Here is a 14,756-nt window from a genome sequence, read left to right as displayed (position 1 = left end):
TCCCCTCATAGCTCACGCACGATGGACCGGATGAGCTGCTCCGACTCATCAGGGGGCAGCGCCGACTGCTCCATCAAGTCCAGAAGGGAACGATAGTTCGCCAGGGGGGTCGGGGCATCCACAAAATGGGCGCCGAGGGCCGTGTCGAGTTGCACCGTGTCCAACTGCTGCACTGGGCCCTCCGCGTACAGGATCGACTGTCCGGCGCCGTGGAAGGCTCCGGCGCTGAACGGAATCACCAGCAGTGTCACGTTGTCTCGGTCGGCTGCGTCAGCGAGGTGTTCGAGCTGGGCGCGGGCTACATCACGTCCGCCGAACTCCAGGCGCAAGGCGGCCTCGTGGATGATTCCGACGTAGGGCGTCGGGTTCTGTCCGACGAGGATGCCCTGTCGCCTGAGCCGGTGTTCGACCCGTAGCTCCACGTCCAGTCGACGCAGCTTGGGCACCGTGAACTCGAAGATCGCCCGCGCATGATTCTCTGTCTGGAACAGGCCAGGCAGGTGCACTGTCTGTGCTGTCCGAATCCGGGTGGCGAAATGCTCGACCTCGGAGACCTCCAGGTGCCCCTCTGGAAGCTTGCCGCTGTACTCGTCCCACCAGTAGCTCGGTCGACGCGGGGTCGCCATGGCCGCCAGGGCATCGACCAGTGCTGAGTCGGGGCACCTGTAGTGGCACGCGATCTGGCGTACCCGCTCCTCGCTGAGGCCGGTGCGAGCTGCTTCGATGTTGGAGATCATCGTCCGGTCCGAGCCGAGCAGCGAGGCCGCTTCCTGGATGGAGATGCCGGCTTGCTCACGCATCCGGCGCATCTCCGTGGCCAGGCGTCGCTTGCGGTTCGTGGGTGCGTTTCGTGGGGCCATGAGTCCTCTCTCGTGCGCGCGAGCAGTCTGTCAATCAGAATGTGAGCGGTCTAGTGAGTGAATCAACTGTTCACTAGAAAGTGGAAGTTGCGCTCACTAGTGAGTCTTAGTGGTTTACGGTGTGACCCGTGCCACTCCCTCTCCGCCGGAACCGGAAGCGCACCGCCCCCTCCTGCCCGCCCGGGACGGCAGGCGCGGCGCGGCAGAGCCACCACCCTGACGGCCGAACAACCCGTGGCACACGTTCACTTGACCCATCACCACTGCGCACCCCAGGAGGTGCCACGTGAGTACAGACCACGACCGAGCCCAGAGCCGAAACCGGCCCCAGCACCAGACGAGGCCGCAGCCCCAGAACCGGAGCCATCAACCCCCACCCACCCAAGAGCCTCCGCCCTCCGCCGCACAGCACCAGACCCCGCCCACACCTCCCGGAATCCCCTACCTACTTCCCACCCTCGACCCGCTCTCCGGCCTCCCGCACCCCCCGCCCCTCCCCTTCACCGCCCCCTGGCACTACGAGCTCCACTTCCCCTGTGATCCTCGGGGCCCTGGCATCGCGCGCCTTACCCTCCGGGCCGTCCTCACGGCCCACGGGCTCGCCGAACTCATGGACCGCGCCGAGCTGTTGACCTCGGAGCTGGCGACGAACTCCGTACGGCACACCAAGGGCCCCGCCTCCGTACGGCTCCAGTGGCTGCATCCCGTACTGCGGGTCAGCGTCTGGGACATGAGCCCCGATCTGCCCGCGCTGCCGGGACCGCTCGGAGCGCCGACCGCCTCGCCCGAGGCGCACGCCGACGGTGGGCGCGGGCTCCTGATTCTCGGTGCGGTCGCCGACCGGTGGGGCGGTTGCGCCATAGGCGATGAACCGATGGGGCCGGGTGGCAAGACCCTCTGGTTTGAGCTGAACCTGCCCACACCGCCACCGGACGGCAGCCCGGCCGCCGCGCTCGCCGCCTGACCGGCGTACCGGCCCGCCTGCGCTCTCCGCTCTCGTACCTTCCCCGGTCGCCTCCGCTGTGGCCGATTCCCGATCATCGTGTCCCGGTCATATCCACACCCCACGAGTACAGTTGTGCGCACGCTTCGTGAGGGAGCCGCGGGGCGGTCGTGACGGTGTGGTGACGGGCGGGAGAGCGGCAGTGGCGCGGGCGCTACCGGAGTACGAGAAGACCGAACAGCCGCTGATCGAACAACTCGTGGCCCTGAGGTGGGAGCATCTGCAGGGCGCGCCGCCCGGATCACCCGCTACCGACCCGGCGGCCTCGGAACGGCAGACCTTCACCGAGACCGTCTACCCCGAGCGTTTCAAGAAGGCCGTCTCCCGCATCAACCCCGGTGCGGACGGACGGCCCTGGCTCGACGCGGCCCAACTCGACGCGTTGCTCGCCCTCGTCCTCGGGACCAGCCGGGGCCACGGCCACGCGGAGCCCGGAGTCGCCGGGAACCTCCAGGTGACCCGCCTTCTGCGCGAGGGCGTCAACGCCCGCACCCTGGTCGGCTGGGAGGAGGGCGACCCCGAGTTCGTACGGCTCGTCGACTGGGACGGAACGTTCGGCCCAGAGGACGGGGAGGCGGAAGGCGACGGACGGGGCGGGAACGACTGGCTCGCCGTCTCCCAGTTCCGCGTCGAGCGCGCTGGCGTCGGCCCGGCCACTCCCGACCTCGTCCTGTTCGTCAATGGCCTGCCCTGGGCCGTCGTCGAGTGCAAGGCCCCGCTCACCTCCGGCAGCGACAGCCGGGCCGCACTGGACGCGGCCGTGGCTCAGGTCCTCGGGTACGCCGGTGCGTACGCCGCCGCCCCCGTCCCCGCGTTCACCCGCTTCGCGCAGCTCCTGGTCGCCACCGACCGCGACCACGCCGAGCTCGGTACCGTCACTGCCGACCCCGAGTACTTCACCCCGTGGCGCACCACCGCGCCCGCGCCCGCCGCCGGATGCGGCAACGACATGGCGGTCCTGGCGGTCGGTGTACTGACTCCACGTCATTTTCTGGCCCTCGTCAGGGATTTCACCACCGAGCGGCTCCAGGGCGGCCGTACCGTCAAAGTGATCGGGCGCTACCAGCAGTTCCGCGCCGTGACGTCCCTCGCACGCAGGCTGCGGGAACGCCAGAAGGCCATCGCGTCCGGCCATGCCCCCAACCACCGTGGCGGCGTCGTCTGGCACACGCAGGGCTCCGGCAAGAGCCTCACCATGGCCTTCCTCGTGCGGCACCTCAGGAGCGACCCGGAGCTGAGGACACACAAGGTCGTCGTCGTCACGGACCGGCGCGACCTGGAGAAACAGATCAGCCGGTCCCTGGCCGCCGCCGAGGAAACCGTTCACCGCGCCACCTCCGTGCCCGACGCCCGCGCGCAGCTCGGCGTGGACGTGCCGGACATCGTCCTCGTGATGCTCCAGAAGGCGCGCCGGGACGACAGCGCCGACGACGGCACCGAGGAAACGCTCGGGAGCGACGACGAGTCCCCCCGGCTGCACAACGTGCCCGCCAACGAGAGCTCCCGGATCGTCGTCCTGGTCGACGAGGCCCACCGGGGCCAGGACAGCTGGCTGCACGCCCGGCTCCGCAGGATGCTGCCGAACGCCGTCCTGATCGGCTTCACCGGCACCCCCATCATCGACGACACACGCAAGAAGACCGAGCAGATCTTCGGCGACCTCGCCGACACCTACACACTGCGGGACGCGGAGCGGGACGGCTCGGTCGTCCCCGTGCGCTACGAGGCGTGGGACGTCCCCCTGGAGGTCGTCGAGAAGGCCGTACTCGACGCTCGCTTCGACGAGCGAGTGCCCAGCGATCCGGACCAGCGGCGCCGTGTGCTGCGCAAGTTCGCGCGGCGCAAGGAGATCCAGGAGGCGCCTGTCGTCATCGCCGCCAAGGCCGAGCATATGCTCCGGCACTGGGCGGTGAACGCACTGCCCGACCGCTTCGGCGCCCAGGTCGTTGCTGTTTCCCGGCGCGCCGCCGTCAGCTACCGCGACGCCCTGCTCGCCGCCCGCGACCGGCTCCTCGCCGAGGTCGACGCCCTGGACCCCGACCTCGTACATGATCCGAACGCCGCATTCGACGCCGACGAGCCGACACGCGAGCTGCTCACCATCCAGCGACAGCGCGAGCTTCTGCGCTCCATCGACGCCGCAGTGGTCATCTCCGAACGGTCCCCCACATCGCCGGGCAGCGACCCCGAAAGCTGGCGTCGTTGGAAGCTCAAGTCCCGCCAGGACGCGTACATCGAACGGTTCCTGCAGGGGCTCGGCGACCCGCTGGCCGCAGCCGACGACCCCTCCTGGTACGCCGATGCGCACGGCCCCGCAGGGCAGGGACTCGACGGCGACGGGGACACCACGGGCGGCGACGAATGGCACGTCCCGGGCACGGGTGACGGTCCGCCCGACCCGGACGACTCCGGCGCCGCTGACCAGGAGAGCGGCGAGGAGCCACTGGCCTTCCTCGTCGTCCAGTCCATGCTGCTCACCGGCTTCGACGCCCCCGTGGAACAGGTCCTCTACCTCGACCGCGCGATCAGCGGCGTGAACCTGCTACAGGCCGTGGCGAGGACCAACCGCCCCTACCCGAAGAAGGAGTGGGGCCTGGTCGTCGACTACGCGGGCGTCGGACCGGAGCTCGCCCGTCTGCTGCGCGCGTACGACCAGCGGCACCTTCGCGAGGTGTACGGATACGAGCGGGTCGACGTGGACCACCTCAAGCGCGACGACGAGGGCCGCTATCCGGACGACCAGCCGACGGGCGACGGTCTGCTGCTCCAGGCGGACGCGGCCGCCGACCGGCTCCTTACTGACCTCCACGACGCCCTGTTCCGCTTCCTCGACGGCCAGGGCCTGGCGGTCCGCGACCTGGACGGCATCGTCACACTCGACGACGAGGGGCGCCGCGAAGACCTGCTGGACGCCCTGCGCGATCCGATCACGCGCGGTGAGTTCGACGAGCTGGTCCGGGACTTCCTGTCCGCCCTCGGCGCCGTGCTGCCCCGACCGGCCGCGTTGCCGTACGAGCGGCTCGCGGGGCATCTCGGAGAGGTGCAGTACCTGGTGCGCCGCCGCTACCTGGACGGACGCGACGAGTTCAGCCCGCGTCGCTACGGTGCCAAGGTCCGGCAGCTCATCGCCCAGCACCTGCGCGCCAACGACGCGGAGCTTCGGGTTCCGCGCGTCGACCTGAGCGACCCGGAGTTCATGGAGCGCGTCAACGCCAACCCCGACACGCGGGCGCGGATCGCCTACATGGAGAGCTCCCTGCGCACCCGCATCACCGCCCGCCTGGCCGGTGACCGGGCCACGTACGACAGGTTCAGCGAACGCCTCGACGCGATCGTGCGTCAGATGCGCGACGACAGCGAGCAGGCGGCAGCCGACCTCGTCCGGCTCGTCGGAGATGTCAACGCGGCGGAGGCGGAAGCCGGGAGCGCCGACGCGGCGGCGGGACTCGATCCGCTCACCGAGGGCCCCGTATGCCGGGCGCTCGCCAAGGCGCTGGAGGAAGCGGGGATGCTGCCTCTGCCCCCGACAGAGGAGCTCCACCAGGCCGTCCGCGTGATCACTAGCCAGATAGTGGATCTGGTGCGCATGCCCTCCTTCACGACCTCCAACGCGACCCGGATCGATGCCCGCAAAACCCTGCGGCGCACGGTGGAGGTACGCCTCGGCATGCAGTGGGAGGACACTGCGGAGGTGGCCACCGAGTTGGTGCGGCTGGCTGAGGCCCGACGCCAGGACTTCCTGCTCCGCGGGGACCGGCCGCCCCGCCCCTGACCGGCACTGTCAGTGCAGGGTGGTACGAATACGGCGTGAGCATCACTGTCGAGTCGGCACTCGCCGCCCTGCCGCTGCCGGCGGAGTGGCGGTGGCGCGTGGCCGTCCGGCCCCGTCGGCAGACCCTGGGCATCGAGGTCGCCGAGGACGGCGCGGTGCTCTTCGCCGTCCCGGCGGACGCCGAGCCGACGGCTGTCGCGGACGCCGTCCGCTCGCGGCTTCCGCGCCTGGCCGCCGAGGTCCGTAGGCGCGGCCCCCGTCCCGGCCAGCCCGTGAAGGAGCTGGTCAGCGGCGCGAGCTTCACCTACCTCGGTCGCCGGTATCGGCTCCGCGTACTGCCCACGGCGGTGAAAGGGAGGGTCCGGTTGTACCGGGGTTGGCTGGAACTGCCGCAACCCGCCACCCGTGCGGACGGTGCCCGCCGTCTTGCCGAGTGGTACTCGGTAAGAGGCACTCCTTGGCTCGCGGCCCGAGCGGAAGCCCTTGCCGCCCGAGCCGGGGTGAAGCCTCAGCAGATTGCGGCACGAGACCTGGGCGACCGCTGGGGATCCTGCGATCGCGACAGTCGGCGCATCACCGCGCACTGGGCACTCATGCAGCTGCCCCCGGCTCTGATCGACCTCGTCCTCGTCCACGAACTCGTCCACCTGAAGACGTCCGGCCATGGAGCCGCGTTCCGCCGAGCGATGAGAGCGGTGCTCCTCGACCTCGACGATCTCGAACGGCGCTTCGAGCAGGCGGAGCCAGAACTCTGGCGCGGAGCGGTGGAGTAGCCCGCAGCGAGGCGGCGCACGCGATGATCACGGTCGCGTGACCGTCCGCCCTGCGACGCGAAGAACTCGGCCAGCACTGGCGCGAGCACGCTGGGATCCACGATATGGGTCTGTCCTTCGAGGGTCCGGTACGTGTTCTTCAGGGACCGCTTCCATGACCGCCCGTACGGCCTCGCGCAGCCACCGCGGGCTGGCCCCTCCCACGACCGCCAGCACGGGAACCGTGCCCGGGGGGACCAGATCGTCTCCCATGGCGGCGTTGTCGTACACGAGGGTCGGTGCGATCGCCTCCATGCCCGGCCGAACGGGGGACTGCCCTGCGCCGGCGATCATCTCCCGGGGCATGCCGATGAGCGCCATGAAGAGAGTTCCACGGCGTCCCCGCGCCGGCCTCGGCCGAGGAGCTCCGTCAGCCGCTCCGTGTACTCCTGGCGCTCTTTTCCGCCCCCCTCGTAGACGGCGAACGGCGTCTCGTGGACGGCGCCCCCGCTGACCGGCAGGCCGCTCGCAGCCGCCTCCAGGGCCAGCGCGCCGCCCGGCGAGATGCCGTAAAGCGCCGCGCTGCCCCCGGACGCATCGATCAGCGCCGCGATGTCCTAGACCTCGCGGGCCACCGCGAAGGGTGCGGTGTCGCCGCTGCCGCCGCGGCCCCGGCGGTCGTAGGTGACGGCACCGAAGCGGCCCGAGAGCGCCTGCACCAGCGGCGCCGCCATGGCGCCAGTGCACAGGGCGCCGCCGACCAGGACTACCGCCAGGCCATCCCCGAAGCGTCCGTACGCGAGAGGGGTCCCGTCACGCGAAAAGGTCTTCTTGTCCATGCCCGTGGAGACCGCTGCCGGGCACGGGCTTCATCGGTTACGCCACTTCGACTTCGTAGAAGCAGAAGTGGTCCTTGATCCGGGCGACGTCCGGCTTGGGGTCGGGGTAGGACCAGACGAGGTCGGGGGCGTCGGGCAGGGACCAGTAGGACGCGTCGCCCTTGAAGGGGCAGTGCGTGTGGGTGTCGGAGGTCGTCAGCAGGTCCAGGCGGACGTCCTCGGCCGGTAGGTAGTAGCGCACGGGACAGCCGGTCTCGCGCAGCACCAGGGGCCGGTCGCTCTCCGCCAGCACCTGGTCGCCGTGCACGACGCGTACCCGCTCCGTGCCCTGTTCGATCGTGATCGTGTGTCCATTGGCCATACCCGTACAGCGCGCGTGGGACCCGGGTTCTTCCCTCGTACCGTAGGCACATGAATATCTGCGTCTTCCTCTCCGCCGCCGACCTCGACGACCGCTACACCCGACCCGCCCGGGAGTTCGCCGAACTCCTCGGCAAGGGCGGCCACTCGCTGGTGTGGGGCGGTTCCGACGTCGGGCTGATGAAGGTGGTCGCCGACGGGGTGCAGGAGGCGGGTGGACGGCTGCTGGGCGTCTCCGTGGACTTCCTGGCGGCCACGGCACGGGCGGGTGCCGACGAGATGGTGATCGCCCGGGACCTCGCCGAGCGCAAGACGCTGCTCCTGGCCAAGGCCGACGCCGTCGTGATCATGGTGGGCGGCACCGGGACCCTCGACGAGGCGACCGAGATCCTGGAGCTGAAGAAGCACGGGAAGACCGAGAAGCCGGTCGTCCTGCTCAACACTGCGGGCTTCTACGACGGCCTGAAGGAGCAGTTCCGCCGCATGGACGCCGAGGGCTTCCTGCCGTGCCCGCTCACCGACCTGGTGTTCTTCGCCGAGGAGCCGGTAGGGGCGCTGGCCTACCTGGAGGAGAGCGTGGGCACCCAGTGATGCGAGCATGGCGTCCATGGCTACACATGTGATCACCGGGGCGGGCTCCGGCATCGGCGCGGCCGTCGCCCGCCGTCTGCACGCGCGCGGGGACGACCTCGTGCTCCACGCGCGCGACGCGGGCCGCGCGAAGGAACTGGCGGCCGAGTTCCCCGGGGCCCGGACCCTGGTCGGCGACCTGGCGGACCCGGACAAGCTGTCCTGGGCGTTCTCGCACCAGTCCCTGCCCGAGCGCGTCGACTCGCTCCTGCACATCGCGGGCGTGGTCGACCTCGGCCCCGTCGGGGAGCTGACCCCGAAGTCCTGGCGCCACCAGCTCAACGTCAACCTGATCGCCCCCGCCGAGCTGACCCGCCACTTCCTGCCGCAACTGCGCGTCGCCCAGGGCCACGTGGTGTTCGTGAACTCCGGCGCCGGCCTCGCCGCGCACGCCGACTGGTCCGCGTACGCCGCCTCCAAGCACGGCCTGAAGGCCCTCGCGGACTCCCTGCGCCACGAGGAGCACGCGGGCGGCGTCCGGGTGACCTCCGTCTACCCCGGCCGGACGGCGAGCCCCATGCAGGCGAAGGTCCACCAGCAGGAGGGCAAGGAGTACGACGCCTCGAAGTGGATCGACCCGGAATCCGTCGCGACGACGATCCTGATGGCCGTCGACCTGCCGCGCGACGCGGAGGTCAACGACCTGACCGTGCGGCCGGGACGATGAGTTTCACCTGGGGCCCCGCCACCGGGGTCGGATCCATGCCCGGCGACGACGCCCGCGAGGCCGCCAAGACCGTGACCGGGTCCTTCGAGGACTTCCCGTTCCTGCCCGAGCTGCCCGCCCGGGGACCCGGCGCGGACATGATCGGACGGACCGCCGGGATGCTGGTCGAGCTCTATGCGCGCGTGGAGCCCAGCGGCTGGCGGATCGGGGACCGGCCGGGGCGCGACACCAAGCGGGCCAGGTCCTGGCTCGGCGAAGACCTCGACGCGCTGGAGGAGTTCACCCAGGGCTACGAGGGGCCGCTCAAGGTGCAGGCCGTGGGCCCCTGGACGCTGGCCGCCGCACTGGAGCTGCGGGGCGGCGAGGCGGCGCTCTCCGACCTCGGCGCCTGCCGGGACCTCGCCGGATCGCTCGCCGAGGGGCTGCGCACGCACCTCGACGAGGTACGGCGCCGGGTGCCCGGCGCCCAGATCGTGCTGCAGCTCGACGAGCCCTCGCTCATCGCGGTGCTGCGCGGCCAGGTGAAGTCCGCCAGCGGCTACCGCACCCATCGCGCCGTCGACCGGCAACGGGTGGAGTCGACGCTGCGGGACGTCGTCGGGGTGCACACCGACGGCCCGGTCGTGGTGCACTCGTGCGCACCCGACGTACCGTTCGCGCTGCTGCGCAGGGCGGGGGCCGCGGCCATCTCGTTCGACTTCTCACTGCTCACCGAGCGTGACGACGATGTCATCGGCGAGGCGGTGGAGGGCGGCACCCGGCTGTTCGCCGGTGTCGTGCCGGGCACGGACGGACCATTGTCAGACCCTGCCGGTAGCGTCATGGGTGTCAGGACGCTGTGGCGCAGGCTGGGGCTGCATCCGGGTCTTCTCGCGGAGGCGGTCACGGTCACTCCGACGTGCGGACTCGCGGGCGCTTCCCCGGAGTACGCGCGCCGGGCACTCGCCCACTGCGCCCGGGCGGCGAGATCCCTCGCGGACAACCCAGAGTAACGGGAGGACAACACGGTGGCCGGCGACAAGGACGCACAGCCCAATTCCCTGCCCGCCGAGGCACGGGAGCAGCACGCCCAGCTCGCTGAGCAGATCGAGGAGCACCGCTTCCGGTACTACGTGAAGGACCAGCCGGTCGTCAGCGACGCGGAGTTCGACCAGTTGCTGCGCTCGCTGGAGGCCCTGGAGGAGCGGTATCCCGAGCTGCGCACCCCCGACTCCCCGACCCAGAAGGTCGCGGGCGCGTACGCGACCGAGTTCACCTCCGTCCAGCACCGCTCGCGCATGCTCTCGCTGGACAACGCTTTCAGCGACCTGGAGCTCGCGGCCTGGGCCGAGCGCGTCGCCAAGGACGTGGGCACCTCGGACCACCACTTCCTGTGCGAGCTGAAGGTCGACGGCCTCGCGGTCAACCTGACCTACGAGCACGGCCGCCTCACCCGCGCGGCGACCCGCGGCGACGGCCGCACGGGCGAGGACATCACGCCCAATGTGCGCACGATCGCGGAGATTCCGGACCGCCTCAAGGGCGACCACGTCCCGGACCTGGTGGAGATCCGCGGCGAGGTCTACTTCCCGATGGAGAAGTTCGAGGAGCTCAACGCCCGCCTGGTGGAGGCCGGCGACAAGCTCTTCGCCAACCCGCGCAACGCGGCGGCGGGTTCGCTGCGGCAGAAGGACCCCCGCGTCACCGCGAGCCGCCCCCTGCACATGGTGGTCCACGGAATCGGCGCCCTGGAGGGCTTCGAGGGCCTCACCCGGCTCTCCGAGGCGTACACACTGCTGCACTCCTGGGGCCTGCCGACCACGCGGTACGCGAAGGTGGTCGACGACCTCGACGGCGTACGGGAGTTCATCGCGTACTACGGCGAGAACCGGCACTCCGTGGAGCACGAGATCGACGGAGTCGTCGTCAAGCTCGACGAGATCCGTCTCCAGGGCCGCCTCGGTTCCACGGCCCGCGCTCCACGCTGGGCCATCGCCTGGAAGTACGCGCCGGAAGAGGTCAACACCAAGCTGGTCGACATCAAGGTCGGCGTCGGCCGAACAGGGCGCGTCACTCCGTACGCGCAGGTCGAGCCGGTCACCGTGGCGGGCTCAGAGGTCGAGTTCGCGACTCTGCACAACCAGGAGGTCGTGAAGGCCAAGGGCGTCCTCATCGGGGACACGGTCGTGCTGCGTAAGGCCGGTGACGTCATCCCGGAGATCCTCGGACCGGTGGTGGATCTCCGCGACGGCACCGAGCGGGAGTTCGTGATGCCGGCCGAGTGCCCCGAGTGCGGGACGCCGCTGCGCGCCATGAAGGAAGGCGACATCGACCTGCGCTGCCCCAACGGCCGTACCTGCCCGGCCCAGTTGAGAGAGCGCGTCTCCTACCTCGCGGGCCGGGAGTGCCTCGACATCGAGCACTTCGGCAATGTGGCCGCGGCGGCGCTGACCCGTCCGCTGGAGCCCGCCGCCCCACCGCTCGTCGACGAGGGCGACCTCTTCGACCTCACGGTCGAGCAGCTGCTCCCGATCAAGGCGTACGTCCTCGACCAGGACAGCGGCCTGCCCAAGCGGGACCCCAAGACCGGTGAGGAGAAGGTCGTCACGGTCTTCGCCAACCAGAAGGGCGAGCCGAAGAAGAACACGCTCGCTCTGCTCGACAACATCGCCGAGGCGAAGAGCCGCCCGCTCGCGCGCTTCATCAACGGACTCTCCATCAGACACGTCGGCCCGGTGGCCGCCGAGGCGCTGGCCCGCGAGTTCCGTTCCATCGACCGCATCGAGCAGGCCACCGAGGAGGAACTCGCCGCGGTCGACGGGGTCGCCGGGATCATCGCGACCTCGGTCAAGCAGTGGTTCACGGAGGACTGGCACCGCGAGATCATCCGCAAATGGAAGGCCGCCGGCGTCCGGTTGGAGGACGAGGGTTCCGGCGAGGACGAGGGCCCGCGGCCCCTCGAAGGACTCACCGTCGTCGTCACCGGCACGCTCGAACACCACACGCGGGACGGCGCGAAGGAGGCCCTTCAGAGCCGGGGAGGGAAGGTGACCGGTTCGGTCTCGAAGAAGACGTCTTTCGTGGTCGTGGGCGACAATCCAGGATCTAAGTACGACAAGGCGATGCAGCTGAAGGTGCCGGTTCTGAACGAGGAGGGCTTCGCCGTCCTGCTCGAACAGGGACCGGAGGCCGCCGCGGAAGTCGCCCTCCCGACCGGGGAGTAGCGGTTGAAGACCACCCGTTCGGCGCATATCAGATGCATACGGGTGGCCGGGTCGCATTCGGGCAACCGTCGTCGACCGCTGCCCGTAGAAGCCTTCTGCGGCCTACTGTTGAGGTGTGCGCCTGCCGTGCCCAGCTGCGGTTGGGGCATCCCCTGCTCCGCAAGAGTCTGGGGAAGGGTTTTCAGACGCGGTGCCGTTGGCAGTTGTCGCCGGCAGCGGACCGCGTGGCGTGGGCACCGCCGGCTGTGAGAGGGACGGGAATGGAACCGACCGAGAGCGCCGCCCCGGACTCACGGCTGCGCCTGCGCCGGATGACCGGCGCGTGGATGGCCGGCCTCCGGACGGGGCGTTCGTCGGAGCGCCCCGGCACGGGCGGGCAGGGCTCCGCACCACCCCTCACCGTAGCGGCTCCGGCCCCGGGTGTCGGCAGGCTCACCGCCGGGCGTGGCGGCGGCCTGTCCGGTCACGATCCCGAACGGCACATCTCCTTGCCCACGCTGCCCGCCGCGGTAGTCGGGATGGCCGCGTTCGTCCTCGGCGGCGGCTTCTACCGGGCGTTCAGCGGCCACCACGCCCTCTTCCCGTCCGGCGCGGTCGGCTGGTCGCTGGCCGTACTGACCGGCATCATCGTCGGCCATCTGGTCGCCCTCGGCCGCGCCCGCTGGTGGGGCGGCACGGGCTCCGGCGCCGCGCTCACCCTCGCGGTCCTGCTGCTGTACGGCTGGGTGGCCGCCGGGATGGTCAGCCTGACCGTCGTCGTGCTGGTCGGCGCCGCCCGCCGAGGCCGCTGGCGCCAGGGGGTGTTGCACGGCGCGGTCGACATCCTCGGCATCGGCGCCGGAGCGCTGGTCCTCGCCATGTTCGGGCGGGTGTCGTCCGTGGAGGCGCCCTGGGATCCGGAGAGCTGGAACTTCTACGCCGCACCCGAGGTGGTGCTGGTCGCGACCGCCTATCTCGCGGTCACCCGCGTCCTGCTCTGGTACCTGCACGCGCCGGGCACCGGCGGACTGCCCACCGCCACTCGCACGGCGCTGGTCAGGCAGGGCCTGGTCGCCGTCGCGCTGCTCGGCATCGCGCCGCTGATCTGTGTGGTCGCGGTCGCCCAGCCGATGCTGCTGCCGCTGTTCTCGATCCCCCTCATCGCACTCGACTCCACCCTGTGGATCGCCCGCGTCCGGGCCGAGGAGCAACTGCGCGACCCGCTGACCGGGCTGCCCAACCGCCAGTGGCTGCTCGAACGGACCTGGACGGCTCTGGACGATGCCGAGCGCATCGGTGCGCGCTCCGCCCTGATGCTGATCGACCTCGACCGCTTCCGTTCTGTGAATGACACATTGGGGCACCTCGCCGGCGACCGACTGCTCCTTCAGATAGCCGACCGGCTGCGGCTGGCGCTGCCGCGCGGGGCGGAGGCCGCGCGGCTCGGCGGGGACGAGTTCGCCGTGTTACTGCCCGTCGCCGACTCCACCACGTCGGCCACGCGGGTCGCCCGCAATCTTGTCGCCGCCCTCGGCTCGCCGCTCGACCTCGACGGACTCACCCTCGTCCTGGAGGCCAGCGCCGGGCTGGCCGTCTTTCCCGACCACGCGCTGGACGCGGAGGGGCTGCTGCGGCGGGCGGACGTGGCGATGTACCAGGCCAAGCGGGACCGTACGGGGGTGGAGGTGTACGAGTCCAAGCGGGACTCGAACACGCCGGACCGGCTCGGTCTGCTGGGGGATCTGCGCCGGGCGCTGGACGCCGGTGACGTCGAACTGCACTACCAGCCCAAGGTCCGCTTCGACGGACAGGTGGTCGGGCTCGAGGCGCTGGTCCGCTGGGTGCATCCCGAGCGGGGGAGGGTGCCGCCGGACGAGTTCATCGCGATCGCCGAGTCGTCCGGGCTGATGCCGTACCTCACCGAGTACGTGCTGGAGACCGCGCTCGCCCAGGTCGCGCGCTGGCGGGCGCAGGGACTGCGCGTACCGGTCGCGGTGAACGTGTCCCCGCGGGACGTCCACACTCCCGGTTTCGCGGGCTCGGTGGCCGCGCGGCTCGCCCGGCACGGGGTCCCCGCGGGGGCGTTGCAGCTGGAGATAACGGAGCATGTGCTCCTGGAGGACCCGCAGCGGGCCGCGGACACGCTGGCCGCGCTGACCGGGCACGGCGTGAAGATGTCGCTGGACGACTTCGGTACGGGGTACTCCTCGCTGGTGCATCTGCGGCGGCTGCCGGTGAGCGAGCTGAAGATCGACCGGTCCTTCGTCGCGCGGCTCGCCGTGGACAACGAGGACGCGGAGATCGTGCGCTGCACCCTCGATCTCGCGCATTCGCTGGGGCTGCTCGTCGTGGCGGAGGGTGTCGAGGACGACGAGACGTGGGAGCGGTTGCGGGATCTCGGGTGTGACGCGGTGCAGGGGTGGCTGGTCGCGGCGGCGATGCCTCCGGAGGAGGCGACGGCGTGGCTGCTGGCGCGGGGGTCGCGCGGCTGGCAGCGGCCGCGTGCCGCGCTGCCGGCGGCGGAGTAGCTCCGACGGTTCGTTGTCGGGTGCCGGGTCGTGGGGCTCCCGCCGGGTTCTCCCACCCGCGCACCACCCGTGACGGCCACCCGACAAGCGGACCTCTCCCGTGCGGCTTGTTCGCCGTCGGCGTCCGCGCCCCGTCAGGGGCACGGAGAACCGCGCCATCAGC

At 70.8% G+C, this 14,756-nt stretch carries 10 protein-coding genes and 1 pseudogene; 8 read left to right on the top strand and 3 right to left on the bottom strand.

Annotated features, from left to right (window positions below; genetic code table 11):
• Positions 1-5: 5 nt before the first annotated feature.
• On the bottom strand, positions 6-860 hold the full coding sequence (locus tag SMIR_RS10170; RefSeq protein ID WP_212726901.1) for a helix-turn-helix domain-containing protein: 855 nt from the start codon (positions 858-860) through the stop codon (positions 6-8).
• Positions 861-1,146: 286 nt separating this feature from the next.
• On the opposite strand from SMIR_RS10170, the gene SMIR_RS10165 reads away from it, so the two are divergent.
• From SMIR_RS10165 to SMIR_RS10155, 3 genes are all read left to right on the top strand, one after another.
• Positions 1,147-1,824: an ATP-binding protein gene (locus tag SMIR_RS10165; RefSeq protein ID WP_349636898.1), complete on the top strand. Its 678-nt coding sequence runs from the start codon at positions 1,147-1,149 to the stop codon at positions 1,822-1,824.
• Between the two features lie 181 nt (positions 1,825-2,005).
• A complete protein-coding gene (locus tag SMIR_RS10160) occupies positions 2,006-5,635 on the top strand; it encodes a type I restriction endonuclease subunit R (protein ID WP_212726900.1) in 3,630 nt (1,209 codons plus the stop codon).
• A 35-nt stretch (positions 5,636-5,670) separates the two neighbouring features.
• On the top strand, positions 5,671-6,408 hold the full coding sequence (locus SMIR_RS10155) for a M48 family metallopeptidase (protein ID WP_212726899.1): 738 nt from the start codon (positions 5,671-5,673) through the stop codon (positions 6,406-6,408).
• A gap of 53 nt (positions 6,409-6,461) precedes the next feature.
• Here SMIR_RS10155 and SMIR_RS10150 read toward each other — a convergent pair.
• Positions 6,462-7,226 (bottom strand): annotated as a pseudogene (locus tag SMIR_RS10150) (alpha/beta fold hydrolase); the annotation flags it as partial.
• A gap of 37 nt (positions 7,227-7,263) precedes the next feature.
• Positions 7,264-7,587 carry a DUF427 domain-containing protein gene (locus SMIR_RS10145; RefSeq protein ID WP_060901251.1) on the bottom strand — a complete coding sequence of 108 codons (324 nt, stop codon included), beginning with the start codon at positions 7,585-7,587 and terminating at the stop codon, positions 7,264-7,266.
• 50 nt (positions 7,588-7,637) lie between these two features.
• On the opposite strand from SMIR_RS10145, the gene SMIR_RS10140 reads away from it, so the two are divergent.
• The 5 genes from SMIR_RS10140 to SMIR_RS10120 all read left to right on the top strand — a co-directional run bounded on the left by SMIR_RS10140 (position 7,638) and on the right by SMIR_RS10120 (position 14,593).
• Complete coding sequence (locus SMIR_RS10140) at positions 7,638-8,177, top strand: LOG family protein (RefSeq protein WP_212726898.1); 540 nt, start codon at positions 7,638-7,640, stop codon at positions 8,175-8,177.
• 7 nt (positions 8,178-8,184) lie between these two features.
• On the top strand, positions 8,185-8,883 hold the full coding sequence (locus tag SMIR_RS10135) for an SDR family oxidoreductase (RefSeq protein ID WP_101400822.1): 699 nt from the start codon (positions 8,185-8,187) through the stop codon (positions 8,881-8,883).
• A complete protein-coding gene (locus SMIR_RS10130) occupies positions 8,880-9,875 on the top strand; it encodes a methionine synthase (RefSeq protein ID WP_168495782.1) in 996 nt (331 codons plus the stop codon). The genes SMIR_RS10135 and SMIR_RS10130 overlap by 4 nt, the downstream gene beginning before the upstream one ends.
• A 15-nt stretch (positions 9,876-9,890) precedes the next feature.
• Positions 9,891-12,086: an NAD-dependent DNA ligase LigA gene (gene ligA / locus SMIR_RS10125; RefSeq protein WP_212726897.1), complete on the top strand. Its 2,196-nt coding sequence runs from the start codon at positions 9,891-9,893 to the stop codon at positions 12,084-12,086.
• Between the two features lie 260 nt (positions 12,087-12,346).
• On the top strand, positions 12,347-14,593 hold the full coding sequence (locus tag SMIR_RS10120) for a putative bifunctional diguanylate cyclase/phosphodiesterase (RefSeq protein ID WP_212726896.1): 2,247 nt from the start codon (positions 12,347-12,349) through the stop codon (positions 14,591-14,593).
• Positions 14,594-14,756: the final 163 nt, after the last annotated feature.

Origin of the sequence: Streptomyces mirabilis, assembly GCF_018310535.1 — a bacterium.
Classification (GTDB): Bacteria; Actinomycetota; Actinomycetes; order Streptomycetales; family Streptomycetaceae; genus Streptomyces.
Note: the sequence above shows the minus strand (reverse complement) of the source record. Positions and strands in the feature narration are given on the sequence as shown.

Bases quoted from the DNA above. Each gene is read 5' to 3' on its own strand.
- SMIR_RS10135 (WP_101400822.1), top strand. From the start codon at position 8,185: ATGGCGTCCATGGCTACACATGTGATCACCGGGGCGGGCTCCGGCATC.
- SMIR_RS10120 (WP_212726896.1), top strand. From the start codon at position 12,347: ATGGAACCGACCGAGAGCGCCGCCCCGGACTCACGGCTGCGCCTGCGC.
- SMIR_RS10170 (WP_212726901.1), bottom strand. From the start codon at position 860: ATGGCCCCACGAAACGCACCCACGAACCGCAAGCGACGCCTGGCCACG.
- SMIR_RS10145 (WP_060901251.1), bottom strand. From the start codon at position 7,587: ATGGCCAATGGACACACGATCACGATCGAACAGGGCACGGAGCGGGTA.
- SMIR_RS10140 (WP_212726898.1), top strand. From the start codon at position 7,638: ATGAATATCTGCGTCTTCCTCTCCGCCGCCGACCTCGACGACCGCTAC.
- SMIR_RS10130 (WP_168495782.1), top strand. From the start codon at position 8,880: ATGAGTTTCACCTGGGGCCCCGCCACCGGGGTCGGATCCATGCCCGGC.